The 24,325-nt window shown below is 41.9% G+C and carries 20 protein-coding genes and 2 pseudogenes; 17 read left to right on the top strand and 5 right to left on the bottom strand.

Translation table 11 applies throughout. The annotated features are described in order from the left end of the window. Nucleotides 1–208 precede the first annotated feature (208 nt). The 14 genes and pseudogenes from LLY41_RS13400 to LLY41_RS13335 all read left to right on the top strand — a co-directional run bounded on the left by LLY41_RS13400 (nt 209) and on the right by LLY41_RS13335 (nt 14,768). Nucleotides 209–1,218, top strand: a pseudogene (locus tag LLY41_RS13400) (ABC transporter substrate-binding protein). A 77-nt stretch (nt 1,219–1,295) separates the two neighbouring features. After that, a complete protein-coding gene (locus LLY41_RS13395; RefSeq protein ID WP_095242627.1) occupies nt 1,296–2,327 on the top strand; it encodes an ABC transporter permease in 1,032 nt (343 codons plus the stop codon). Then, nucleotides 2,302–3,096: an ABC transporter ATP-binding protein gene (locus LLY41_RS13390; protein ID WP_095242628.1), complete on the top strand. Its 795-nt coding sequence runs from the start codon at nt 2,302–2,304 to the stop codon at nt 3,094–3,096. The genes LLY41_RS13395 and LLY41_RS13390 overlap by 26 nt, the downstream gene beginning before the upstream one ends. A 164-nt stretch (nt 3,097–3,260) precedes the next feature. Next, nucleotides 3,261–3,650, top strand: coding sequence for a thioesterase family protein (locus LLY41_RS13385; protein WP_095242629.1), 390 nt, complete (start codon nt 3,261–3,263; stop codon nt 3,648–3,650). Nucleotides 3,651–3,733: 83 nt separating this feature from the next. Then, the gene (locus LLY41_RS13380) at nt 3,734–4,843 is read left to right on the top strand and encodes a Leu/Phe/Val dehydrogenase (protein ID WP_304585599.1); all 1,110 of its coding nucleotides are present in this window, start codon (nt 3,734–3,736) and stop codon (nt 4,841–4,843) included. Between the two features lie 75 nt (nt 4,844–4,918). After that, entirely contained in the window at nt 4,919–5,986 is a 1,068-nt protein-coding gene (pdhA, locus tag LLY41_RS13375) for a pyruvate dehydrogenase (acetyl-transferring) E1 component subunit alpha (protein ID WP_304585598.1), read from the top strand. After that, on the top strand, nt 5,986–6,981 hold the full coding sequence (locus tag LLY41_RS13370) for an alpha-ketoacid dehydrogenase subunit beta (RefSeq protein ID WP_095242631.1): 996 nt from the start codon (nt 5,986–5,988) through the stop codon (nt 6,979–6,981). The genes pdhA and LLY41_RS13370 overlap by 1 nt, the downstream gene beginning before the upstream one ends. 11 nt (nt 6,982–6,992) lie before the next feature. Next, on the top strand, nt 6,993–8,216 hold the full coding sequence (locus tag LLY41_RS13365) for a dihydrolipoamide acetyltransferase family protein (protein ID WP_304585597.1): 1,224 nt from the start codon (nt 6,993–6,995) through the stop codon (nt 8,214–8,216). Further along, the gene (gene lpdA / locus LLY41_RS13360; protein WP_095242633.1) at nt 8,217–9,659 is read left to right on the top strand and encodes a dihydrolipoyl dehydrogenase; all 1,443 of its coding nucleotides are present in this window, start codon (nt 8,217–8,219) and stop codon (nt 9,657–9,659) included. A 113-nt stretch (nt 9,660–9,772) separates the two neighbouring features. Beyond that, nucleotides 9,773–10,888 (top strand): 4-hydroxyphenylpyruvate dioxygenase, encoded by a 1,116-nt coding sequence (hppD, locus tag LLY41_RS13355; protein ID WP_304585596.1) that lies wholly within the window; start codon nt 9,773–9,775, stop codon nt 10,886–10,888. Between the two features lie 67 nt (nt 10,889–10,955). Then, entirely contained in the window at nt 10,956–12,050 is a 1,095-nt protein-coding gene (gene hisC, locus LLY41_RS13350) for a histidinol-phosphate transaminase (protein ID WP_304585595.1), read from the top strand. Nucleotides 12,051–12,055: 5 nt separating this feature from the next. After that, nucleotides 12,056–12,676, top strand: coding sequence for a flavin reductase family protein (locus tag LLY41_RS13345; RefSeq protein ID WP_095242637.1), 621 nt, complete (start codon nt 12,056–12,058; stop codon nt 12,674–12,676). Between the two features lie 4 nt (nt 12,677–12,680). Further along, nucleotides 12,681–13,604 carry a fumarylacetoacetate hydrolase family protein gene (locus tag LLY41_RS13340; protein ID WP_304585594.1) on the top strand — a complete coding sequence of 308 codons (924 nt, stop codon included), beginning with the start codon at nt 12,681–12,683 and terminating at the stop codon, nt 13,602–13,604. 9 nt (nt 13,605–13,613) lie between these two features. Then, nucleotides 13,614–14,768 (top strand): homogentisate 1,2-dioxygenase, encoded by a 1,155-nt coding sequence (locus tag LLY41_RS13335; protein WP_095242639.1) that lies wholly within the window; start codon nt 13,614–13,616, stop codon nt 14,766–14,768. 33 nt (nt 14,769–14,801) lie between these two features. On the opposite strand, the gene LLY41_RS13330 is transcribed toward LLY41_RS13335, so the two are convergent. The 4 genes from LLY41_RS13330 to arcA all read right to left on the bottom strand — a co-directional run bounded on the left by LLY41_RS13330 (nt 14,802) and on the right by arcA (nt 20,630). Beyond that, on the bottom strand, nt 14,802–15,656 hold the full coding sequence (locus LLY41_RS13330) for a DegV family protein (RefSeq protein WP_095242711.1): 855 nt from the start codon (nt 15,654–15,656) through the stop codon (nt 14,802–14,804). Nucleotides 15,657–15,894: 238 nt separating this feature from the next. Then, nucleotides 15,895–17,448, bottom strand: a complete 1,554-nt coding sequence (locus LLY41_RS13325; RefSeq protein WP_095242640.1) for an ABC-F family ATP-binding cassette domain-containing protein — start codon at nt 17,446–17,448, stop codon at nt 15,895–15,897. Between the two features lie 207 nt (nt 17,449–17,655). Further along, entirely contained in the window at nt 17,656–19,113 is a 1,458-nt protein-coding gene (katA, locus tag LLY41_RS13320; RefSeq protein WP_304585593.1) for a catalase KatA, read from the bottom strand. Nucleotides 19,114–19,394: 281 nt separating this feature from the next. Then, nucleotides 19,395–20,630 (bottom strand): arginine deiminase, encoded by a 1,236-nt coding sequence (gene arcA / locus LLY41_RS13315; protein ID WP_304585592.1) that lies wholly within the window; start codon nt 20,628–20,630, stop codon nt 19,395–19,397. 352 nt (nt 20,631–20,982) lie between these two features. Between arcA and LLY41_RS13310 the strand changes: the two genes are divergently transcribed. Beyond that, nucleotides 20,983–22,173, top strand: coding sequence for a glycine C-acetyltransferase (locus LLY41_RS13310; protein WP_095242643.1), 1,191 nt, complete (start codon nt 20,983–20,985; stop codon nt 22,171–22,173). 51 nt (nt 22,174–22,224) lie between these two features. After that, nucleotides 22,225–23,169 carry an L-threonine 3-dehydrogenase gene (locus LLY41_RS13305; RefSeq protein ID WP_304585591.1) on the top strand — a complete coding sequence of 315 codons (945 nt, stop codon included), beginning with the start codon at nt 22,225–22,227 and terminating at the stop codon, nt 23,167–23,169. Between the two features lie 42 nt (nt 23,170–23,211). Here the strand turns inward: LLY41_RS13305 and LLY41_RS13300 are convergent, their stop codons facing one another. After that, a complete protein-coding gene (locus LLY41_RS13300) occupies nt 23,212–23,946 on the bottom strand; it encodes an arylamine N-acetyltransferase family protein (RefSeq protein WP_304585590.1) in 735 nt (244 codons plus the stop codon). A gap of 177 nt (nt 23,947–24,123) precedes the next feature. Between LLY41_RS13300 and LLY41_RS13295 the strand changes: the two are divergent. After that, a pseudogene (locus tag LLY41_RS13295) lies at nt 24,124–24,306 on the top strand (Rdx family protein); the annotation flags it as partial. Between the last annotated feature and the right edge of the window lie 19 nt (nt 24,307–24,325).

The raw sequence follows: 24,325 nt of genomic DNA, 5'->3' as shown, positions 1-24,325 counted from the left end.
ACGATTTATTAAAATATATCAAATTTTTAGAATATTATTGACACTCTTGAGCTCAGGGTGTTAATATAACGTTGTATTTACGATATCTAAAGTAAATATCATATAAATGGTAATAACCATTTATTTACTTCTCATGTAAGCGTATACATAAAGGGTATAAGCTATCAGCAAGCTGATAGTTAAATAAAGTAGTATAGGGGGTCATATAATGAAAAAATCGTTGAAAGCTTTTTCTTTATTAATGGCTGCAGGCATGCTTGTTTTGAGCGGCTGTGGACAGGAGAAATCGAGTGGTTCTTCCTCAGAAGGAAATGAAAAGAAGCAGTACACTATTGGCATCACACAATTTGTCGAGCATCCTTCCCTGGATGCAGCTACAGAGGGATTTAAAAAAGCTTTGGAAGATGAAGGATTCAAAGAAGGCGATAATGTAAAATTTGATTTCCAAAATGCTCAGGCTGATATGAACAATACCCAGACGATCGCTAATAACTTTGTCGGCGATAAAGTGGATATGATTTTTGCAAATGCCACTCCAAGTGCTGTTAGTGCTCTTAATGCGACTAAAGACATTCCAATTCTCTTTACATCTGTTACAGACCCTGTTGGAGCCGGTCTTGTTAAATCATTCGATCAGCCTGGAGACAATATTACAGGCACAACGGATAACCACCCGGAAGGAACTTCTAAAACCATTGATTTTATGATTGATGAAGCGGGTGTTAAAAATATTGGCATCATCTATAATTCCGGGAGCAAAATTCCGAGGTTCAGGTGAAACAGGTAAAAGAACTTGCAGAACCAAAAGGAGCCAAGATTGTTGAAGCATCTGTTTCAACCTCTGCTGAAGTTAAACAGGCTGCCGACTCCCTTGTTGGCAGAGTGGATGCCATCTATGTCCCAACGGATAATACGGTTGTATCGGCTCTTGAATCCGTTATCTCTGTCGCTGACAGCAAAAAGATTCCTTTATTCGTCGGTGAGCTTGATTCCATGAAACGCGGAGCTATAGCAGCCAGCGGATTCAACTACTATGATCTGGGTTACCAGACAGGCAAAATGGCAGCTGAAATCTTAAAAGGAAACAAGAAGCCTTCTGAAATTCCGGTGGAGCTTCCTGGAAGCCTGAAACTGGTCATCAATAAAAAAGCAGCTGAAGCACAGGGGCTGGAAGTAAAAGAGGAATGGGCTGATTTCGCAGAGTTCTTTGAAGAGTAAAAAATCCGCCGGCTGGAAACGTAAATATCCGGCCGGCTGCTTTTTAAGCTAAAACAAAATAAAGGGTGTGATTCTTAGTGTTTACAGCGATATTCGGTGCATTCGAGTCAGGAATTATCTACGCAATAATGGCACTTGGAGTATATCTTTCGTTCAGGGTTCTTGACTTTCCGGATTTAACGGTCGATGGAAGTTTTGTGACTGGAGCGGCTGTAGCTGCAACCATGATTGTCAGCGGGGCTAATCCTTTTTTTGCTACAGTCACTGCATTATTTGCCGGTTTTATTGCCGGCTGCCTTACGGGTATTATTCATACTTTCGGAAAGATTAATGCTCTGTTATCAGGAATCCTGATGATGATTGCTCTGTATTCGATAAACCTTCGTATTATGGGTAAATCAAATGTTCCCCTCCTGAACACAGAAACAGCCATTACACATGTAAGAGATTTCTGGGATAAAACAGGAATCGATTCTTTTTTCAATGCTATTTTATCCATGGTAGGGCTGGGCGACAGCCTCCCGAGAACATGGGGCATTATTCTCTTTATGTTAGTTGTCACATTGGCTATAAAATTTTTAACCGATCGCTTTCTTAAAACTGAGATTGGTTTAGCTTTAAGGGCAACAGGTGACAACAAGAGGATGATCCGCAGTCTTTCCGCCAATACCAACATGATGGTGATTTTGGGGCTGGGCCTCTCCAATGCAATGGTCGCTTTCTCAGGAGCACTGATTGCCCAGCAGGGAGGATTCGCCGATGTTGGTATGGGTATCGGAATGATTATTATCGGACTGGCTTCAGTTATCATCGGTGAAGCTTTGTTCGGAACAAAAACAATTGCCAGAACGACTTTAGCGGTTATTGGCGGAGCAATAATTTATCGTATCGTCGTTACTATGGCGCTAAGGGTAGAGTTTCTGGAGCCGGGTGATATGAAGCTTATTACAGCAACAATCGTCATCCTTGCATTAATAATGCCGAAGATTATTGACCGCACGAAGGAGAAGAAACGGAAAGCTAAAAGACTGGCAGGAAGCATGAACATAAGTGAATTGCCATCAGGCAGAAAGGGTGAGGCTGGTGCTGCAATTAAATCAGATTCATAAAGTCTTCAATGAAGGGACACCAGATGAAAAAATCGCACTTGATACGATCAATCTTACATTGAACGAGGGAGACTTTGTCACCGTCATCGGAAGTAATGGGGCAGGGAAATCCACTTTAATGAATATTATCTCGGGCGTCATGCTTCCTGACGTTGGGTCTGTGTTTATCGACAGTCAAAATGTCACAGGCATGTCGGAATATAACCGTTCAAAGCTGATAGGCAGGGTTTTTCAGGATCCGATGGCTGGCACTGCCCCGTCCATGACAATTGAAGAAAATCTGGCCATGGCGTATTCAAGGAATAAAACAAGAACTTTACGAAAAGGAGTGACGAAAAAGCGCAGAGACTATTTCCGTGAAGTTCTTGAGAGCCTTCATCTTGGCCTTGAAAACCGTTTAAATGCTAAGGTCGGTCTATTATCAGGAGGAGAACGGCAGGCACTTTCATTATTAATGGCAACCTTTACAGAGCCTTCCATTCTTTTACTGGATGAACATACAGCAGCTCTGGATCCGGCACGTGCAGAGCTTATTACAAATCTCACAAAAGAAATTGTTCAAAAGTACAATTTAACAACCTTAATGGTCACTCATAATATGCAGCAGGCGCTGGATTTAGGAAACAGGCTGATTATGATGGATAAAGGCCAGATTATACTTGAAGTAGATGATGGGCAGAAACAGCATCTGACAATTGAACAGCTATTGAATGAATTTCAGCGAATCCGCGGAACAAAAATGGCAAGTGATCGTGCATTGCTTTCTTAGAATAATAAAAGGATTAGCCAATTTGCCGGTTAATCCTTTTTACATGGAATCGAATCAAAAGAATTTTTAAAGTTTTTACAATTTATTGACTATTCATTTAACGTAATGGTATCATATCGTTAAATAAACGTCATACATATTATTGTCAAAAAGGGAGGGGTGTTATGAAACCTGGGCTGCAGATTGGGAACCAGGCAGTTATCCGTGCAGTGGTAACCCCTGAGATGTTCGCACAATTTGAAGGAGAGGTCATTCATCCTGTCTATTCCACTGTAACCATGATCTATCACATGGAGTGGGCATCCCGACTCCTGATCACCCCCTATTTGGATGAGGAAGAAGAAGGGATGGGTGGAGCTGTTTCAGCCAGGCATTTATCTCCATCGCCTGAAGGATCCCCTCTTGTTATTACAGCTACAGTATCCAAGCTTGCAGGAAATGCAGTCTACTCAACTGTTACCGTCCATAATGGAGAAAAACTTGCTGGCGAAGGTGAAGTCAAACAGGTGATTCTGAAGAAAAGCAGGATTGCAGAGCTGTTAAAGAAAGATTAAAAGAATAACAGTATCAGAGCCACAGAAAAGGGATTTTAATTAATTCTATTGTAAGCGCTATCATATATAAAGGGGAGAATGAAATGACAGATATGTTTCAAAAAATTAAAGACCATGAACAGGTGGTATTCTGCAACGATGAATCTACCGGACTAAAGGCAATCATTGCTATCCACAGCACAAGGCTGGGGCCGGCATTGGGAGGCTGCCGCATGTATCCGTACCAAAGCGTTGATGATGCCCTTGAGGATGTCCTCCGATTATCAAAAGGCATGACCTATAAATGTGCTGCTAGTGATTGTGACTTCGGAGGCGGGAAGGCTGTCATTATCGGGGATCCATTAAAAGATAAAACGCCTGAGCTGTTCCGGGCTTTTGGCCAATTTGTTGAATCACTGAACGGACGCTTCTATACAGGAACAGACATGGGTACTTCTACAGAGGATTTCGTTCATGCTCTAAAGGAAACGAATTGCATTGTGGGGGTTGATGAGGTTTATGGGGGAAGCGGAGATTCTTCCGTCCCAACGGCTCAGGGTGTAATTTACGGCCTGCAGGCAACAAATAAAGCACTGAGCGGAACAGATGACCTTTCAGGCAAAAGTTATGCGATCCAGGGACTTGGCAAGGTTGGATATAAAGTCGCAGAAAGACTGCTGGAGGAAGGTGCAGATTTATTTGTGACAGATATCAGCCAGCAGGCAATCGACCAGCTTCTCAGCAAGGCGAAAGAAATTGGGGCCGGTGTGAAGGTTTTATCCAGCAATGAGATATATGAGGCCAAGGCCGACTTTTTTGTTCCTTGTGCAATGGGCGGCATCATTAATGATGACACAATCGACCTGCTTAAAGTAAAAGCAATCGTTGGCTCTGCCAATAACCAGCTAATGGATATGCGCCATGGCCAAATCCTTAAAGATAAGGGAATTTTATATGCTCCCGATTATATTGTAAATGCAGGGGGATTAATCCAGGTCGCAGATGAATTATATACACCTAATAAAGAAAGGGTACTCCGCAAAACGAAAGCTATTTATAACTCTCTTCTGAACATCTACGAACATGCTGAAGCAAATGGAATTACAACAGTTGAAGCATCCAACCAATTCTGCGAGAGCCGCATTGAAGCACGTACACGCAGAAACAGCTTTTTCTCCCATATGAAACGCCCGAAGTGGGCAGTAAGAACCTAATTTTTTTTGCTTGGATAACAATATTTGTACCTTATAAAAGTAATTAAAATAATTTACCAGCCAAAGGGTGAGAAGATGGAAAATCACTTTCCGATCAGGCGAATAATGGACGAAAATGGAACGACCATCAATTCAGAATATAAAGAAGAAGTAACTGAAAAGCTTGCAAAAGAGTTTTATAGACATATGGTTAGAATCCGTACGTTTGACCGTAAAGCTATATCACTTCAGCGGCAGGGCAGGATAGGCACATATGCTCCTTATGAAGGACAGGAGGCTTCCCAGGTCGGAACTGCTGTTGCGCTGAGGGAGAACGATTGGATGTTTCCTACCTATCGCGACCACGGAGCAGCTATGACTTTTGGCCACTCACTGCGAAACATCCTGTTGTTTTGGAACGGAAGAAATGAAGGGTGTGTGCCGCCTGAGGGAAAGAAGGTTTTCCCACCAGGCATTCCGATTGCGACACAGATCCCTCATGCAGCAGGAGCCGCATTCGCTGAAAGGAAAAAAGGCACTGCCAATGCTGCTATTGCTTATTTTGGCGATGGTGCCACCTCAGAAGGAGATTTCCATGAAGGCTTAAATTTCGCCAGCGTATTTAAAGCTCCGGTTGTCTTTTTTAATCAGAACAATCAATACGCCATTTCTGTTCCGTTTGAGAAGCAGATGAATACAAAAACGATTGCCCAGAAAGCCCTGGCATATGATATTCCGGGAGTCAGGATCGATGGGAATGATGTTTTCATGGTTTATTTTGAAACACTGAAAGCCTTAGAGCGGGCCCGTAAAGGTGAAGGGCCGACACTAATTGAAGCCGTGACATGGAGATATGGTGCACACACTACAGCAGATGATCCATCCAAATACCGCGATCAATCGGAAAGCAATAGCAGAAGACAGGAGACTGACCCTATTTTAAGGCTGGAGCGCTGGATGAAAAATGAAGGAATATTTGATGAAAAATGGCAACAGGCAATAGAAGAGGAAGCAGCAGCTGAAATAGATAAAGCTGTAGCTGAAATGGAAGATTTTCCTCCTGCAGATCCAGCGGTTATTTTTGATCATGTCTTTGCTGAGCCTACTTGGCAAATCAAGCAGCAAAAAGAAGAATATCTGAAGCAGATTGGAGGCGGCCGATAATGAAAACAGCAGTTGGAGCTAAAACCATGACATTAGTGCAAGCTATTACGGATGCTTTAGATACCATGCTAAATGAAAAGGAAGAGGTTTTGCTGCTGGGCGAGGATATCGGCAGGAACGGCGGAGTATTCCGTGCAACCGATGGCCTCCAGGCTAAGTACGGCGAAGGCCGTGTTATCGATACGCCTTTAAGTGAAGCCGGTTTTGTCGGAGCGGGGATTGGAATGGCTGTTAATGGATTTTTGCCGGTGATCGAAATTCAATTTCTCGGCTTTATCTATCCTGCATATGAACAAATCATGACTCATGCTTCAAGGCTCCGGATGCGGACAATGGGACATTTTACTGTACCGATGGTAATAAGGGCTCCATATGGAGCGGGGGTTAGGGCTCCAGAAATTCACTGTGATTCAACAGAAGCTATTTTCACACACATGCCCGGCATCAAGGTCGTCTGCCCATCCAGCCCTTATGATGCCAAAGGACTATTGATTGCTGCGATTGAAGACCCGGATCCGGTACTGTTTCTTGAGCCGATGCGCTGCTATCGTTCGGCCAGAGAGGAAGTGCCTGAAGGGAAGTATACGGTTGAAATAGGAAAAGGAAAAAAACTCATGGATGGGGACGATATTACGGTCATCACGTGGGGAGCCATGGTGCCGGAGGCTATGAAAGCGGCAAAGCAGATGAAAGAAAATAACGTACATTGTGATGTCATTGATTTAAGAACCCTATTTCCGCTGGATAAAGACATAATTGCAGAATCTGTCCAAAAGACAGGGAGAACGGTTATTGTCCATGAAGCGCATGCCACCGGCGGAGTCGGAAATGATGTGCTTGCCATCATTAATGATACATCCTTTTTATATCAGAAAGCACCTGTTGAACGGGTGACTGGATTTGACGCGCCAGTTCCATACTTTGGTTTTGAGGACCATTACCTGCCAACTCCGGCAAGGATTCAGCATGCAATAGAAAAAGTAATGAAGTTTTAGGAGGGGAAGCCGTGGAGGTGAAACTGCACGATATTGGTGAAGGAATGACGGAAGCAGATATTAATTGCTTTTTAGTTAAGCCGGGGGATGCAGTCAAAGCTGACGATCCGCTTGTTGAAGTACAGACAGATAAAATGACTGCTGAAATACCTGCCCCGAGAGCAGGCATTATTAAAGAATTTACAGTGCAGCCTGGCGATACGGTTAAAGTGGGTTCGACCATTCTAATTTTAGAATCGGCTGGTGAGGAAGTGGCTGAAAGAGAGAATGCCGTTTCTATTCCTGGTTACACACCTTCGCCGCAGAAGCAAAAGCATTCTTTTGTGGCATTCAAAGAAAAACGGGTTCTTGCCTCTCCTTTCACAAGAAAAATAGCGCGCGATAATGACATTGATATTGAGAAAATCAGGGGAACAGGTCCTGCTGGCCGTATCTTGGATGAAGACATCTATCAGTACATAGCTTCCCTTCAGACAAAGCCGGCCCATGATGGACAGGAACAAGCAGCTTTGAATGAAAATATAAAAAGGTTTCCTGCTGAGAAAGAAATCATTCCGTTTAGGGGCAGACGAAAGCAGATTGCCATGAAAATGGCTCAATCACTCTTTACCATTCCCCATTGTACCCATTTTGAAGAGATTGATGTGACCGAGCTGATTGCTTTCAGAAAACAGCTTAAGCTTCTAAACCAAAATATATCTGCTACAGCCTTTTTCCTGAAGGCTTTATCAATTTGCCTGAAAGAATTTCCTGTGTTCAATGCAGTGCTGCATGAAGAAAAGGAAGAAATCCATTTGGCAGGTGAACATCATATCGGTATCGCGGTGGATACGGATGAAGGGTTAATCGTTCCGGTCATTAAGCATGTTGAAAATAGTACAATCAGAGAAATTCATGCAGAAATGAAACAGCTTACGGAAAAAGCTATGGAAAATAAGCTTTCTGTTAAAGAAATATCTGGCGGGACATTCACAATCAGCAATGTGGGACCTCTAGGTGGAAGCTTTGGAGCGACTCCAATTATCCAGCATCCGCAAACCGCTTTGGTATCTTTCCATAAAACAAAAAAGATGCCAGTTGTGACCGATGATGACCAAATTGTCATTCGGTCAATGATGAATATATCAATGTCTTTTGATCATAGAGTTGCAGACGGGGCTACAGCTGTACGCTTTACAAACCGTTTTGCCGAATTGATTAAAAATCCGAAAATGCTTGTTCTGGAGATGGTATAAATGGTAGTTGGTGAACTGGCACATGAGCGTGATGTCATCATAATCGGCGGTGGACCCGGGGGCTATCATGCAGCAATCCGCGCTGCTCAGCTTGGGCGAAATGTTACATTAGTTGAACAGGATCAGCTTGGCGGGATCTGTTTAAATAAAGGCTGCATACCTTCCAAGATCCTTACACAGTCTGCTGAAAAATTCACTTCATTTCAGGAAGGGGAAAACTGGGGTCTTGAAGGAGGAAATATATCATTAAACTTTAACAAGCTTCAGGTATACAAGCAGCAGAAAATTGAGCAGCTCCGGGCAGGAATTGAAGCCCTCTGTCAAGCTAATAAAATTGAAGTTCTAAAGGGGTCAGCCTTTTTTCTGTCAGAAGATAAGATTGGCATCGAAAATGGAGACCAATTCGATGTTTTCCGATTCCAGAATGCCATAATTGCGACCGGCGGAAGACCTGAGAAACCTGTTTGGACCAGAGAAATAAGTGAATTGGTATTTGATCAGCATTCCATTTCAAACTTGAGTGAAGTACCCGATAAACTATTAATCTATGGCAGTGATTATATTGCCCTCGAAATAGGTATGGCTTATCAGGCTTTGGGATCTAAAGTGACTCTGATCTTTGAAGATGGGAAAGAGGATTTTGATTTTGATCAGTCCATTTGCCGGGAACTGAAGAGGATTTTAAAAAAGAAAAAAATAGACATTATAAGAAATTCGGAAGTATTGGAACTGCAGCATAATGAAGGAATGTTAACCGTAGCTTTTGAGAGTAAAGGAAGAAGAGAAAGCATTTCAGGCACACATCTATTTGTTTCTTCTTCCATAAGACCAAACACTGACCAGCTGGGGCTTTCCCGCATAGGGGTGGAGCAATGCGAAGCGGGGTTCATAAAGGTTGACTGTCAAAGCCGGACAACACAGAAACATATTTTCGCAGTCGGTGATGTAACAGAAGGTCCTGCTCTTGCTGTAAAAGCTATTAAACAAGGAAAAACAGCCGCTGAAGCAATTGCGGGAATTAAATCGGAGTCAGATTTCCACTTCATTCCGATTGCAGCACATACACAGCCTCCTATTGCGAGTGCCGGGTTAACGGAACAGGAAGCCATTAACATGGGCTATGACATTGAAATTGGTGTATCCTCATTATCTGCCAACGGCTTTAGCACTTTGAGCGGGAAAAAAGATGGGTTTATAAAAGTGATCAGCTGCAGGGAAAAGCAAGTTCTGCTGGGTATCCACATGGTAGGGGCCGGAGCAATAGAACTAATTTCAGCCGGAATTACTGCATTGGAAATGGGAGCAAGGGATGAAGATTTAATTTTCCCTAACTACCCGCATCCAAGTATAAATGAAGGGTTGCTTGAAGCTGCAGAAGCTTTAAAGAATTTGGCTGTTCACATACCGCCACAAAGCAAAAAAACGCAAAAAGTAAAAGTGTAATTTCCTTTAATACAGGAGTGCATTATAGCTTTAACTTGAACTCTTGAGAACATTTACACGTTTCCTATATGATAAATTCAAAATATTATTAATATTAAAACGGAGGGGTTAGCATGCAAGATGAAAAATTGTTAAATGAGCAAAAGGTATCCGATTTTTTTCCTGTTAAGGAAGTAGATTATTTAGAAATCTATTCAGGAAATGCAAAACAATCCTGCCATTATTTCTGCACAGCTTTCGGCTTTAGGCCAGTTGCATATTCCGGTCTGGAAACAGGGAATAGAGAAACAGTCTCTTATGTCCTTCAGCAGAGAAAGATTCGCCTGGTGATCACAGGAACGTTAAATGACAGTTCCAGAGTTTCAAATTTCATTCATAAGCATGGAGATGGAGTAAAGGATATAGCATTAACTGTTGATGATGTTGAAAAGGCATACAAAGCAGCGGTTGAAAGAGGTGCAATCGAAATACAGCCTCCAGCTGAGATAAAAGATGAACATGGCACAGTTAAAAAGGCAGTGATTGGTACATATGGAGACACCATTCATACACTTGTTGAACGGAATGATTATAAAGGGGTATTCATGCCTGGCTTTGAGCCTTATCAAACTGAAGTGCCATTTGAGGATGCAGGTTTTATCGGCGTCGACCATGTGGTTGGAAATGTAGAGAGAATGGAGGAATGGGTGAATTATTATGCAAATGTAATGGGCTTTAAGGAAATGAAGCACTTTACAGATAAAGACATTACAACAGAATATTCCGCACTAATGTCCAAGGTTATGCATAATGGCGGCAGAATTAAGTTCCCGATTAACGAGCCTGCTGAAGGGAAGCGCAAATCCCAGATTGAAGAATACCTTGAATATTACAACGGGGCAGGAGTACAGCATTTGGCCATTCTGACAGAAGATATTGTCAGCACTGTCAGCACCCTCCGTAAAAATGGGGTAGAGTTCTTAAGCACTCCTGATTCTTATTATGAAATGCTTTCTGAGCGCGTAGGGAAAATTGATGAAGAGATAGACAAATTGAAGGAATTAGATATTCTCGTTGACCGCGATGACGAAGGCTATCTGCTGCAAATTTTTACGAAACCAATCGTAGATCGTCCGACCTTATTCATTGAAATCATTCAGCGTAAAGGTGCCAGAGGGTTTGGTGAAGGCAACTTTAAAGCACTCTTTGAATCTATTGAACGTGAGCAGGAAAGACGAGGGAATTTATAACTTTTCAGCTTAAAAGGGAGAAATGCTTTCTCCCTTTTTTAATAAATTTAAGGAGGAGGCAATCCAGATGGCTAGAATCCAGACAAAAAGCGCTGTGGAGAAGATTGTTTCTTATCCGCTTGGCAGCTCGCCGGAAGAGATCAAAGAAAAGTACAATTTAATGGCTGTCCGGAAAATGTCTGATAATGAAAATGTGTATGGGTGTTCACCCGAAGTCAGGAACAGCATCAGCAAAGCAATGAACAGTCTTTACTTTTACCCGGATGGCACTGTTTCCCTGCTCAAACGCAAACTGGCCGGCTTCTATAATATAAGAGAAGATAACTTTCTGGTCAGCAATGGTTCAGAAGAAATCATCCGATTATTTACTAGAGCATACATAAGTGCTGGAGATGAAGCGGTCATGGCTCAGAATACATTTCCGCGTTATGAAACAAACGTCCTGATTGAAGGAGGCAGTGCGATAACAGTGCCGCTGCAAAAGGGAACACATAATCTAAGTGCCATGTATGAGAAGATAAACGAAAAAACAAAAATGGTGTTTATCTGCAATCCCAACAATCCTACAGGAACAATAGTCGGTAAAACAGAACTGCTGCAATTCATTGATAAAGTTCCTTCGAATATACTGATTATTCTTGATGAAGCATACTTTGAATATGTGAATTCCGAGGATTATCCTGACTCTATTTCGCTTCTTGAACAGAGGCCTAACTTAATCATTTTAAGGACTTTCTCCAAAATCTACGGTCTTGCCGGACTCCGTGTCGGCTATGGAATCATGCATCCGGAGATCGTGAATGACCTTCATAAAGTAAAAGATGTTTTTAATGTCAACCACCTGGCACAGGCAGCGGCTTCTGCAGCACTAAATGATCAGGACTTTGTAAAGGATTGTGCACATAAAAATGCCGAAGAGATGAAATTTGTGTGCCAAAAACTAACAGAATTACATGTAGGCTATTTTCCTTCCCAAACTAATTTTATATATATTTTCAGCCAGCTTCCTATTGCAGACAACTTGATTGCAAATGGCTTAGTGGTCCGAAAAATGAAGTTTGAAGGCTATCTTGATGCTTTTCGGATGACTTTAGGAACAAGGGAAGATAATGAAGCGGCATTGGCTGTGATAAACAAACTTCTAAATGAAAAGGCGGTGTAGGGCATATGGAATTAAATCCACAGAGTCTTGAGTGGAAAGACGCATATAAGCTGATGGTTGGCTCAATTCTGCCGCGACCCATTGCGTTTGTTACCACCATGGATACCGATGGAAATGTCAATGCAGCCCCATTCAGCTTTTTTACTGCCATATGTGCAGATCCGATGCTGATTTGCTTTTCACCGATGCGAAAAGGGACTGATGGCTCTAAGAAAGATACGCTTGCTAATATTGAAGCCACTAAGGAATTCGTTATTAACATCGTCAGTGAAGACTTTACCGAAAAGATGAATATTTGTGCCGCAGATTTTCCGGCTGATACAGACGAACTGGCCGCCGCGGGTCTCGATAAAGAAAAAAGTGCCGCTGTCAAGCCGCCTCGGGTTAAAGAATCAAAAGTCCATTTGGAATGCAGTCTCTATCAGGTACTTCACTTTGGAGAACATCCCGGTTCAGGAAGCCTGGTGATTGGAAAAGTGGAGCATGTGCATGTTGCTGAAGAGCTTTACGAAAATGGAAGGATTAATTCCGAAAAGCTGAAGCCTGTTGGCCGGATGGCGGGACATATCTATACAAGGCCAATGACTGATATATTTGAATTAATCCGAAAAACGGACCCAAGGTGATGCCATGAAATTCATAACCTTTCAAAAACCGGATGGATCTATAAGAGCGGGCTGGCTGAAGAATGAGGAGTATGCCGTTGATATGCATGAAGCGACCAATGGTGTTCTTCCAAAAACAATGCTGGCTTTCCTTGAAAATCATGAGTTTTTTATGGAATACCTAACTTCCAGCAAAAAACTGATGAACACCGATAAAGGAGTATATCCAGTATCCGATGTGAACTTAATGGCTCCACTGCCAAATCCAAAAAGCTTTCGGGATTTCTATGCTTTTGAAGAACACGTAAAAACGGCAAGAGATAACCGCGGAATTGATATGATACCCGAATGGTATGAAATACCCGTCTTTTATTTTTCAAATCATCTGAGCATTAAGGGTCCAAATGAAGAAATTTCACGTCCCAAGCATTGCGAATGGCTTGATTACGAGCTCGAAATTGCCTGTATCATCGGCAAAGAAGGAAAGGATATTAAAGCTGCCGAAGCGGATGATTATATTTTTGGGTATTGTATCCTGAACGACTGGAGTGCAAGAGATATTCAGCGAAAAGAAATGAAGGTAGGTCTTGGCCCTGCCAAAGGGAAGGATTTTGCCACTTCTGTCGGGCCATATATCGTGACAAAGGATGAGCTTGAGAATTTCCGTGTTGAAAATGGCTATGATTTGCTCATGACGGCAAAAGTCAATGGAACACTTTTATCAGAGGGGAATATGCAGGATATCTACTATTCCTTTTACGAGATGATTGAGCGTGCTTCTGACGGTGTAACCCTCTGCCCTGGTGAAATGATAGGATCCGGGACTGTTGGCAGCGGCTGCATTCTTGAACTGGGTACGGATGTGCACCGCTGGCTGAAGCCTGGAGATGAGATCGAGCTTGAGATTAGCAATCTCGGAATATTAAAAAATCGAATTGCAAATGAGTGAGGTGGAAATATGTTTTATCGTCAAATGGGAAGAATTCCGCACAAGCGCCATACGACCTTCAAAAAATCGGATGGGACCCTATTCAGGGAACAGGTAATGGGGACAAAAGGTTTTTCCGGGACACAATCCATTCTTTATCATCACTACATGCCGACAGAAGTAGCGCGAACTGAACTGATCGGAAAATATGTTCCTGAGTATGAAGATCAGGAGAGCTTAAAGCATCGGCATTTGTTCACAGATCAAATTGAAAAGAAAGGGGATGCACTTTCAGCAAGGGAATATCTGCTCGGGAATGATGACCTTTTAATAGGCACCATAAATATTACTGAGCCGATGAAAAGCTTTTACCGGAATGGCGATGGAGATGAGATGCTCTATATTCACTATGGAACAGGGAAAGTTGAGACCATGTTCGGAACTTTAACCTATCGCCCCGGAGACTATGTCATTATTCCGATTGGCACTGTTTACCGCGTGATTCCGGATAAAGAGCAGCTGACTAAAGTGCTCCTTGTTGAGTCTTTCAGCCAGATTACAACACCAAGAAGATACCGGAATGAGTATGGGCAGCTGCTTGAACATAGTCCATTCTGTGAACGGGATATACGGGGACCGGAGACACTGGAAACATATGATCAAAAAGGAGAATATGAAGTTATCACCAAAACCAGGGGATACTTGCATTCTCATATTCTGAATCATCATCCGCTTGATGTGGAGGGCTGGGACGGCTATCTTTACCCATGGGTCTTCAATATAGAAGATTTTGAACCGATTACTGGAAGGGTGCATCAGCCTCCGCCGGTCCATCAGACATTTGAAGGACATAACTTTGTTGTGTGTTCCTTTGTTCCAAGATTATATGACTATCATCCGGAGGCCATCCCTGCCCCTTACTATCACAGCAATGTCAACAGTGATGAACTGCTGTACTATGTGGAAGGCAATTTCATGAGCAGGAAGGGGATTAGAGAAGGCTCCATCACCCTTCATCCGAGCGGGATTCCACATGGGCCTCATCCGGGGAAAACTGAAGCCAGCATCGGGAAAAAGGAAACACTCGAACTTGCTGTTATGATTGATACATTCAAGCCTTTAAAACTGGTGAAAAACGCTAAGTTAATTGAAGATGAAAATTACATGTTCACGTGGGTTGAATAGAAAAAAAGCACTTTCCTTTTGGAGAGTGCTTTTTTAACTTTCGTTTTGCCATATAATGGCCAATGTTCCCTCACCGGCATGGGCAGCGATCGTTGAACTTATATCACCAATGAGAATATCAAGCCGCGGAAAATGAGACTGTATTTCTTCGGCCAGTTCCTCCGCTTTGGCAGGCACATTCCCATGCATGATTTGAACCTGGGGAATTGTGTGGTTTTCATAGGAATTCCCTAGCAATTCTATCATTCTTTTAAATGCTTTTTTTTCTGAACGGACTTTATCAAACAGTTCAAACTCCCCGTCCCGGTTAATGCGGATAATTGGCTTTATTTTTAATATGCTTCCCAGCAGGTATTGTGTGCCAGACATTCTGCCGCCTTTATAAAATTGCTCAAGGCTTCCAAGCAATATATAGTTCTCGGATTTGTTTGTCTCACTTTGCAGGATATCTGCAATTTTATGTGCCGGCACATCATTTTCAGCAAGCTTTAATCCTTTATTGATCAATGATGTAATGGCATAAGACATGCATTTAGAATCAACTGCAAAAATAGGTAACTCAGCCAGCTCTGCTCCGGTTAAACAGCTATTCAGCGTGCCGCTAAGCTTGCTGGATACATGGACAGCAACTGCAGCATCATATTCATGCTTCAATGATTCAAATAGTTCGGCAAATCTTCCGGCAGAGGGCTGCGAAGTTTTTGGAACTTCTTTTTCATTCCGAATCCGGCTATACAGCTGATCTGTATTTAAATCAATACCATCTTCATAGGATTCCTCACCGAATGTAATGGTTAGAGGAACTACATAAACGTCAGGATGTTCCAGCAGCTCCTTAGTAACATAGGCTGTGCTGTCTGTAATCCAGGCAATTTTCTTTTTTATCATGAATGTTTTAAGTCCTTTGTCAATTATTTTGGTATAAATTGAACCGCTTCCATTATTGAAAACTCCCCTCATTATACACGAATAGACCATTACCTGTATTGCTTTTTAGTGATCCATTTATAGGAAAAGTCCTTAGTATGTCAGTTAGAAGGTATAGATGGAGCACTTGAAGGCAAATAAGAATGTTTTGTGAACAATAAAAAAATCCCCTGCGTGGCAGGGGAATGCTTGATCTGTATTAAAAAACTTTCGTCGTCCAATCCTCACAATTCCAAATATCTGTGGCAATTTCACGATAGAAATCCGGTTCGTGGGAAACCATCAAAATACTTCCGCGATATGCCTTTAGAGCACGTTTTAATTCTTCTTTTGCATCCACATCCAAGTGATTGGTAGGTTCATCCAGAATTAATAAATTCGTTTCTGTGTTTAAAATTTTACATAATCGAACTTTTGCTTTTTCGCCACCAGAAAGGACTTCGACTTTACTTTCAATATGTTTCGTCGTTAACCCGCATTTTGCAAGAGCAGCACGTACTTCAGCCTGATTCATACTTGGGAACTCGCTCCAGATCTCTTCAATACAAGTGTTGTAGTTTGACTGTTTAACTTCCTGCTCAAAGTAACCGATGTGTTGATACTCACCGCGTTCCACTTTTCCCGAAATGGGGTTAATCAAGCCAAGAATACTTTTTAAAAGAGTAGACTTACCAATACCATTAGCACCCACGAATGCAATTTTTTGTCCGCGTTCCATTTTCAAATTCAGAGGGCGGGAAAGTGGTTCGTTGTAACCAATAACAAGATCTTCAGTCGTGAAAATCCAGCGGCTGGCTGCACGGGCTTCTTTGAAAATAAACTCTGGTTTCGGCTTCTCTCTCCCCAATTCAATAACTTCCATTTTGTCGAGCTTCTTTTGACGGGACATCGCCATATTACGAGTTGCCACACTTGCCTTGTTGCGGGCAACGAAATCCTTTAAATTGGCAATTTCCTGCTGTTGGCGCTTGTATGCAGCCTCCAGTTGCTGCTTTTTCATTTCATATACATTTAAGAAGTTATCATAGTCGCCAACATAGCGATTCAATTCCTGGTTTTCCATGTGATATATCAAGTTAACAACACTGTTTAAGAATGGAATATCATGAGAAATCAAAATAAATGCATTCTCATATTCCTGTAAATAGCGCTTCAGCCATTCGATATGCTGTTCATCCAAATAGTTTGTAGGCTCGTCCAGTAATAGAATTTCTGGCTTTTCCAGCAAAAGCTTAGCCAGCAAAACTTTGGTACGCTGCCCGCCGCTAAGATCATCTATATCCCGATCAAGTCCAACTTCGTCTAATCCCAGGCCACGGGCAACTTCCTCAACTTTTGAATTAATTTGATAGAAATCATTACTATCTAAAGTTTCTTGCAGCTCTCCAACTTCTGCAAGTAATGCATCGATATCAGCACCTTCATCACCCATTTTTGCATAAAGTTCATTGATTTCTGTTTCAGCATCAAAAAGATATTGAAAAGCAGTACTTAAAGCCTCACGCATAGAAGTGCCTTTTTTAAGTACAGCATGCTGGTCTAAGTAACCTACACGAACCTTTCGTGACCACTCAACTTTCCCCTCGTCAGGCTGCAACTTCCCGGTCACGATATTCATGAAAGTAGACTTACCCTCACCATTTGCCCCAACCAGTCCAACATGTTCACCTTTTAAAAGCCGAAAAGACACATCATTAAAAATCGCACGATCACCGAAACCGTGACTTAAGTTTTGTACATTTAATACGCTCATTTTTTTACCCCTTCTCTAATATTCCATGTGGATATCTTACTAGATTTAGAATGTTTTTTCTATCTAAAGTTATTTCCTGCTTCATTATTGGATAAATAGTAGTCGCGGCAGTAATGTTGGGGATCAGTAAATAGGGGGTCATACTAGCACTTCACCACGAAAAAAGGTGCCAAACAGCTTATGGCACCTTTCGCTATTTTTAGTAGTTTACTTTACTCCCTGCGGCACTGCAAGGCCAAGACCTTTAGCAATACGTGTGCCGTAATCAGGATCAGCTTTAAAGAAATGCTGAATCTGGCGAAGCTTTATTTCTTCTTTTTCCACAGGCGTCATGGCAGCAACAATGTTTGCTACAAGACGGGAGCGTTCTTCCTCACTCATTAAGCGGTATAGATCACCGGCTTGTGTGTAGTGGTCATTATGGTCGTACGCAACGCTTTCGGCTAAACCGGATACAGGGTATGCAGCCTGCTTGTGCTCCTGTACTTCAGTTGGTCCCCCAAAGCTGTTCGGCTCGTAATAGACAGATCCTCCGCCATTGTTGTCAAAGCGCATCTGGCCGTCCCGCTGGTAGTTTTGCACTTCGTTCTTAGGGCGATTGATTGGCAGCATCTGATGGTTGGCACCTACACGGTACCGGTGTGCATCATGGTAGGCAAACAAACGGCCCTGAAGCATTTTATCAGGTGACACTTCAATACCAGGTACTAGAGTTCCAGGAGAGAAGGTAGCCTGCTCAACTTCAGCAAAGTAATTTTCGGGGTTTTTATTAAGAACCATACGTCCCACTTCGATTAATGGGTAGTCTTTTTGTGACCACACCTTTGTGACATCGAATGGGTCGAAACGGTACGTATTTGCATCCTCAAGCGGCATGATTTGCACGCAAAGCTTCCAGGAAGGATAGTCTCCATTCTCAATTGCATTGAATAAGTCCTCTGTATGGTAATCCGGATTTTCGCCTGCCATTTTAGCTGCAGCTTCGACACTGAGGTTTTTAACACCTTGCTCTGTTTTAAAGTGATATTTCACCCAGACGCCTTCGCCCTTATCATTTACCCACTTGAAGGTATGACTTCCAAACCCATGCATATGTCTTAGTGTTGCAGGAATTCCCCGGTCAGACATTAAGATGGTTACCTGGTGCAGCGACTCAGGGGATAAGGACCAGAAGTCCCAGACGGCAGTCGGATTTTTCAAATGAGTCTTAGGATCACGCTTCTGTGTATGAATAAAGTCAGGGAACTTGATGGCATCCCGGATAAAGAATACAGGCGTGTTGTTTCCTACAAGATCGTAGTTTCCTTCTTCTGTATAGAATTTAACAGCAAAGCCGCGCGGATCGCGTACAGTATCTGCAGAACCAAGTTCGCCGGCTACAGTTGAAAAGCGGATGAATAAAGGCGTTCTTTTGCCTACTTCAGATAGAAAAGCTGCTTTTGTATATTTAGTGAGGTCATTTGTAACTTCAAAATAGCCATGTGCACCGGCACCTTTTGCATGAACAACACGCTCAGGCACACGTTCTCTGTTAAAATGGGCGAGCTTTTCCAGCAAGTGTACATCCTGAATTAATGTTGGCCCTCTTGAGCCGGCAGTCATTGAATTTTGGTTATCGCCAACTGGCGCGCCCCAGCTTGTTGTGAGATTATTCTTTTTTGTCATTCTATAATCACCTCATAAAAGTTTAATAACTTGCTTATATTTGCAATGATAACACTTCTCAAAGTAAAATCAATACTTTTTTATAATAATTATAAATAAATATAAATTATTAAGAGGAACATCTTATAAAAAGAGCAGGCAATTGCTTGTTTGAAAAGGGCATTAGTATATTTATATTTTCGTTTTTACCTAAAAGAACTTGTTTTTTGAAAGGGGAAGGAGTAGGAGTTGGAATGATCTCTAATATAAAAAATCGGGCGGTTTGGCAACCGCCCGATTTATTAGCTAATACTCTCCCTTATGATCGGCATGCTCATGCATCTTGGGCCGCCACGGCCTCTTGAAAGTTCCGAGCTGAGAATTTCAATGACTTCAACTCCATTTTGCCGGAGTACGTCGTTTGAAACATAGTTTCTGTCGTAAGTGACAACTACACCGGGAGCGATGGCGAGTGTATTGGAGCCATCGTTCCACTGTTCGCGTGCCGATGCAATCGGGCAGCCTCCTCCGCAGGGGATTAACACTAATTCATTAAGATGAAGTACTTCTTTCAATGTTTCTTTCAGTGAGTTTTTCTCTGTAATCTTAAGAGTTTCTGAATTATTCTCCTGTTCCAGTATGTAAATCTTCATACTGCCATCTCTATCTTCAATAGCAGGATGGTAGGTGAATTTATCATGATCGATCATGGTGAAAACGGTATCCAGGTGCATGAATGCGCGGATTTTAGGGATTTCAACTGCCACAACCTTTTTAATGGCATCCTGACGGGAGAATAACTCTCGTGCAAGTTTTTCAATTCCTTGTGCAGAGGTTCTTGCACTGACGCCAATGGCAACCACTTCGTCACTTAAAATCAGCTCATCTCCGCCTTCAAGAGAGTAGAGGTCATCACGCTTAAAGTAAGCAGGGATCTCATGTTTATTAAAACGCGGATGATGATTCATGATGCAGTCCATAAAAATGGATTCCCTTCTCCTTGCAGGCTCATGCATTCGATTAATCGTAATGCCTTCACCGATAACCGCAGCCGGATCCCTCGTAAAATAGAGGTTAGGCATGGGGTCGAGATAAAAAGGATAATGATCCGGCATCATTTCATGAAGATGAATTTTCTTATCCTGATCAATATCCGACTTAACGACACCAGCCATCACTTTCTTAACCAGTTCATCGGGAGAAAGAGATAAGAGATACTCTTTCACTGTATCATAGGAACCATTGATATTAGATTGGCTTTCCCATAAGACCTTTTCAATAAAAGCCAGTCTTGCCTCGTCCTGCTGTATGGCTTCTGTCATCAATTTATCGAGATATAAGACCTCAATTCCCCGGTTGCTTAAAATATTGGCGAAATAATCATGTTCTTTTTGAATGGCAGGCAGAAATGGAATGTCATCGAATAAAAGTCTTTTCAAATATTGAGGCGTAAGGTTTTCGATTTCCTTACCCGGCCTATGCAGAAGGACCGTCTTTAATTCTCCTATTTCCGAAGTTACGTTTAGCGGATGTTTCATTATAATAAATACCTCCAAAGGCTTAATGCCTGACCTATTGTTCTATGTTTGATTGGTTCCCTGTGCAATCATAGAGTAAACAGATCAATTATGTGTATATTTATTCAATTTAGCTAAATATGCAGGTAAATTTTTTCTAGATAATAGGGAAAACTGTTTATAAGGAAATTTCAAAGAAACACCAATAGAAAATCTGTCCTTCATAAGTGTACAAAATGAAAAATTGTGTTAAAGTATAATGTGGAAAAACCTTTACATAGCTAACTTTATTTACTCAAAAAATGTCCACTCTAAAAATACAGTTGTATATGAGTTGGCGACATTCAATAAAAAAGTACTGGGGGATACTGACATGACCAGCAAAATTTTAGATGCTTTTTTACAGGAAAACCTGGAGGATTTAAAAGATAGAGGACTTTACAATGTAATCGACCCACTTGAAAGCCCAAATGGTCCAATAATCAAAATCAACGGCAGAGAACTGATTAATCTTTCATCCAATAACTATTTAGGTTTGGCAACTGATGAAAGACTAAAAAAGTCTGCAAACGAAGCAATTGAAAAATTTGGTGTTGGAGCAGGTGCTGTCCGCACGATAAATGGAACGCTTGAACTTCACACGAAACTTGAAGAAAAGCTGGCTGAGTTCAAACATACAGAAGCAGCTATCGCATACCAATCCGGATTTAATTGTAACATGGCTGCTATTTCTGCTGTTATGGATAAAAATGATGCCATTTTGTCTGATGAGCTGAACCATGCTTCCATTATTGATGGATGCCGCTTATCCAAAGCCAAGATTATTCGCGTAAATCATTCTGACATGGAAGATTTAAGAGCTAAAGCGAAGGAAGCGAAAGAATCAGGACAGTACAACAAAATCATGGTTATTACTGACGGAGTCTTCTCGATGGATGGGGATATCGCAAAGCTTCCTGAGATCGTGGAAATCGCGGAAGAGTTCGATCTGATCACATATGTGGATGATGCACACGGTTCAGGAGTTCTTGGAAAGGGAGCGGGCACTGTTAAGCACTTCGGCCTTTCCGACAAAATCGATTTCCAGATCGGCACACTTTCAAAGGCAATTGGTGTTGTTGGTGGATATGTGGCCGGCAAAAAGGATTTAATTGATTGGCTGAAAGTACGCAGCAGACCATTCCTATTCTCTACATCTTTAACACCTGCAGATGTAGCAGCAAGCACGAAAGCTATTGAACTGCTTATGGAAAGTACTGAACTGAATGAAAAGTTATGGGAAAATGCTAACTACCTTAAGGACGGGCTGCAAAAATTAGGCTTTGATATAGGCGACAGCGAAACGCCGATTACTCCTTGTATTGTTGGGGATGAAGTAAAAACACAGGAATTCAGCAAAAAGCTCAATGAAGAAGGCGTTTATGCAAAATCAATCGTCTTCCCGACTGTTCCAAGGGGAACGGGCCGTGTCAGAAACATGCCATCTGCAGCACATACGAAAGAAATGCTGGATCAGGCAATAGCAATATATGAAAAAGTCGGCAAGGAAATGGGAATTATTTAAGTTCGGCTATATATACAAACTAAGGCAAAGAGGAAACGTTGGAGGAATAAGATGAAACGGATAATGATTACGGGAGCATTAGGTCAAATCGGCTCTGAACTAACCTTGAAATTAAGAGAAATCTATGGAACGGATAATGTTATCGCAACAGACATCAGAAAAAATGATTCTGAGGCTGCTAATTCAGGACCATTTGAAATGGTTGACGTTACCGATGCAAAATCAATGATGGACACAGCAAAGAAATATAATGTAGATACAGTTATTCATATGGCTGCTCTATTATCAGCTACAGCTGAGGCTAACCCGGTATTTGCATGGAATTTAAATATGGGCGGACTTATGAATGCACTTGAAACAGCTAGAGAATGCAATGCACAATTCTTTACGCCAAGCTCCATTGGTGCATTTGGCCCTTCTACACCTAAAGACAACACTCCACAGGATACGATTCACCGCCCTACTACCATGTATGGCGTGAATAAAGTTGCAGGCGAATTGCTGTCGGATTACTACTATTACAAGTTTGGTGTGGATACCAGAGGCCTGAGGTTCCCTGGTTTAATCTCCTATGTAACTCCTCCAGGGGGCGGAACGACTGATTACGCTGTTGAGATCTATTATGAAGCCATTAAAAATGGCCGCTATACATCCTACATCGACAAAGGCACATATATGGATATGATGTATATGCCGGATGCGCTGAATGCTATCATTGATTTAATGGAAGTTGATGCAGATAAACTCATCCACCGCAACTCCTTTAATGTAACAGCGATGAGTTTTGAACCTGAACAGATTGCGGCTGAAATCAGAAAGCATATCCCAGGATTTGAAATTTCCTATGAAGTGGATCCTGTACGCCAGGGAATTGCAGACAGCTGGCCAAATTCGATTGATGCCTCAGCAGCAAGAGAAGAGTGGGGATTCAAAGCAGATTTTGACTTAGCAAAAATGACTGCTGATATGCTTGATAAATTAAGAACAAAATTATGATCAAATAAAAAGGGACGCCGCTTGGCTGTCCCTTTTACAATTTTATGTTAAATTGCCCGAGAAGAAAATCTTCTTTTTCCCCACGGATAGTTCGAATTTATTTTTTCTGGATTCTTCAGACTTGGTAACAGTTAATCCTGAAAGTGTAATACGGCCATCCTTTGTAGCAATAGTCGCCAGATCCCCATGCGTAAAATGAGATTCAGGAGAAGTCTGATTGAATAAACAGGCATCATGAAAGTCGTCAAGCTGCACCGGCCTATCAGAAAAACGGTATAGAATTTTCCATTTACCATCCTCAAACCGCTGAAGATCAAACTTTCCTTCAGCTGTCGCTTTTATCCTGTATGTTCCGCTGACATCGGTTTTTTCCTCACCCGTTAGAGGCAGAGGCTGCCTGACGGAATCACCAAACCCCACATCAACCAAATAAGGAAGTTGGTGCAAGTAAACCAGTATTGCCGCATGAGAATCTTCTCTGGCCCATCCATCAGGCTTTTTAACGGTGCAGGAAATAAGACGTGATTGAAATCCCAGTTCTGACAGAAGAAGTTGAAACAGACCGTTTAACTCATAGCAAAAGCCTCCCCGGCCCCGTTCCAGTATTTTCTCAGAAAAAAAGTCTGTGTTCAGCCTTATAGGGGTTTTTCGTGTCACATCCAAGTTTTCAAATGGAATATTGAGCATATGCCCGCTCTGCAGTTTTGCCAGATATTCAAGATCGAGGTTACGGTCAGCCGAAACTTTTATTCGCTGCAGGTATTTTTTTGCATCCATCAAATCACTCCATAATTTTCAGCTTTCTATTTAGAAGGAAAAACAATTCGATTTGCAGTAATAAAACAGTTATACTAGAATGTCTTTATATTTACATTCTAACAAATTACACACGGAGGTTTAAATATGGCTTATGAAGTAAAAGTTGAATTTTGCATGATGTGAAACTACGCACCTAAAGCCGCGAGTTTCGCGGAAGAGCTATTTACGCATTTTCATTCTGAGATTTCAAAAATGGAACTGGTTCCAAGCAAGGGCGGAGCTTTCGAAGTAACAGTTAATGGAGAAAAGCTTTATTCTAAGCTGGATACAGGCGTTTTTCCTAAAACCAAAGAAATCATAGAAAAAATGAAGAATTAACGGTAAAAAACCTTCTCCG

It is taken from the genome of Cytobacillus firmus (assembly GCF_023612095.1).
In the GTDB taxonomy this organism is placed as follows: domain Bacteria; phylum Bacillota; class Bacilli; order Bacillales; family Cytobacillaceae; genus Cytobacillus.
The sequence above is the reverse complement of the archived record's forward strand: the minus strand, read 5'-3'. Positions and strand labels throughout refer to the sequence as shown.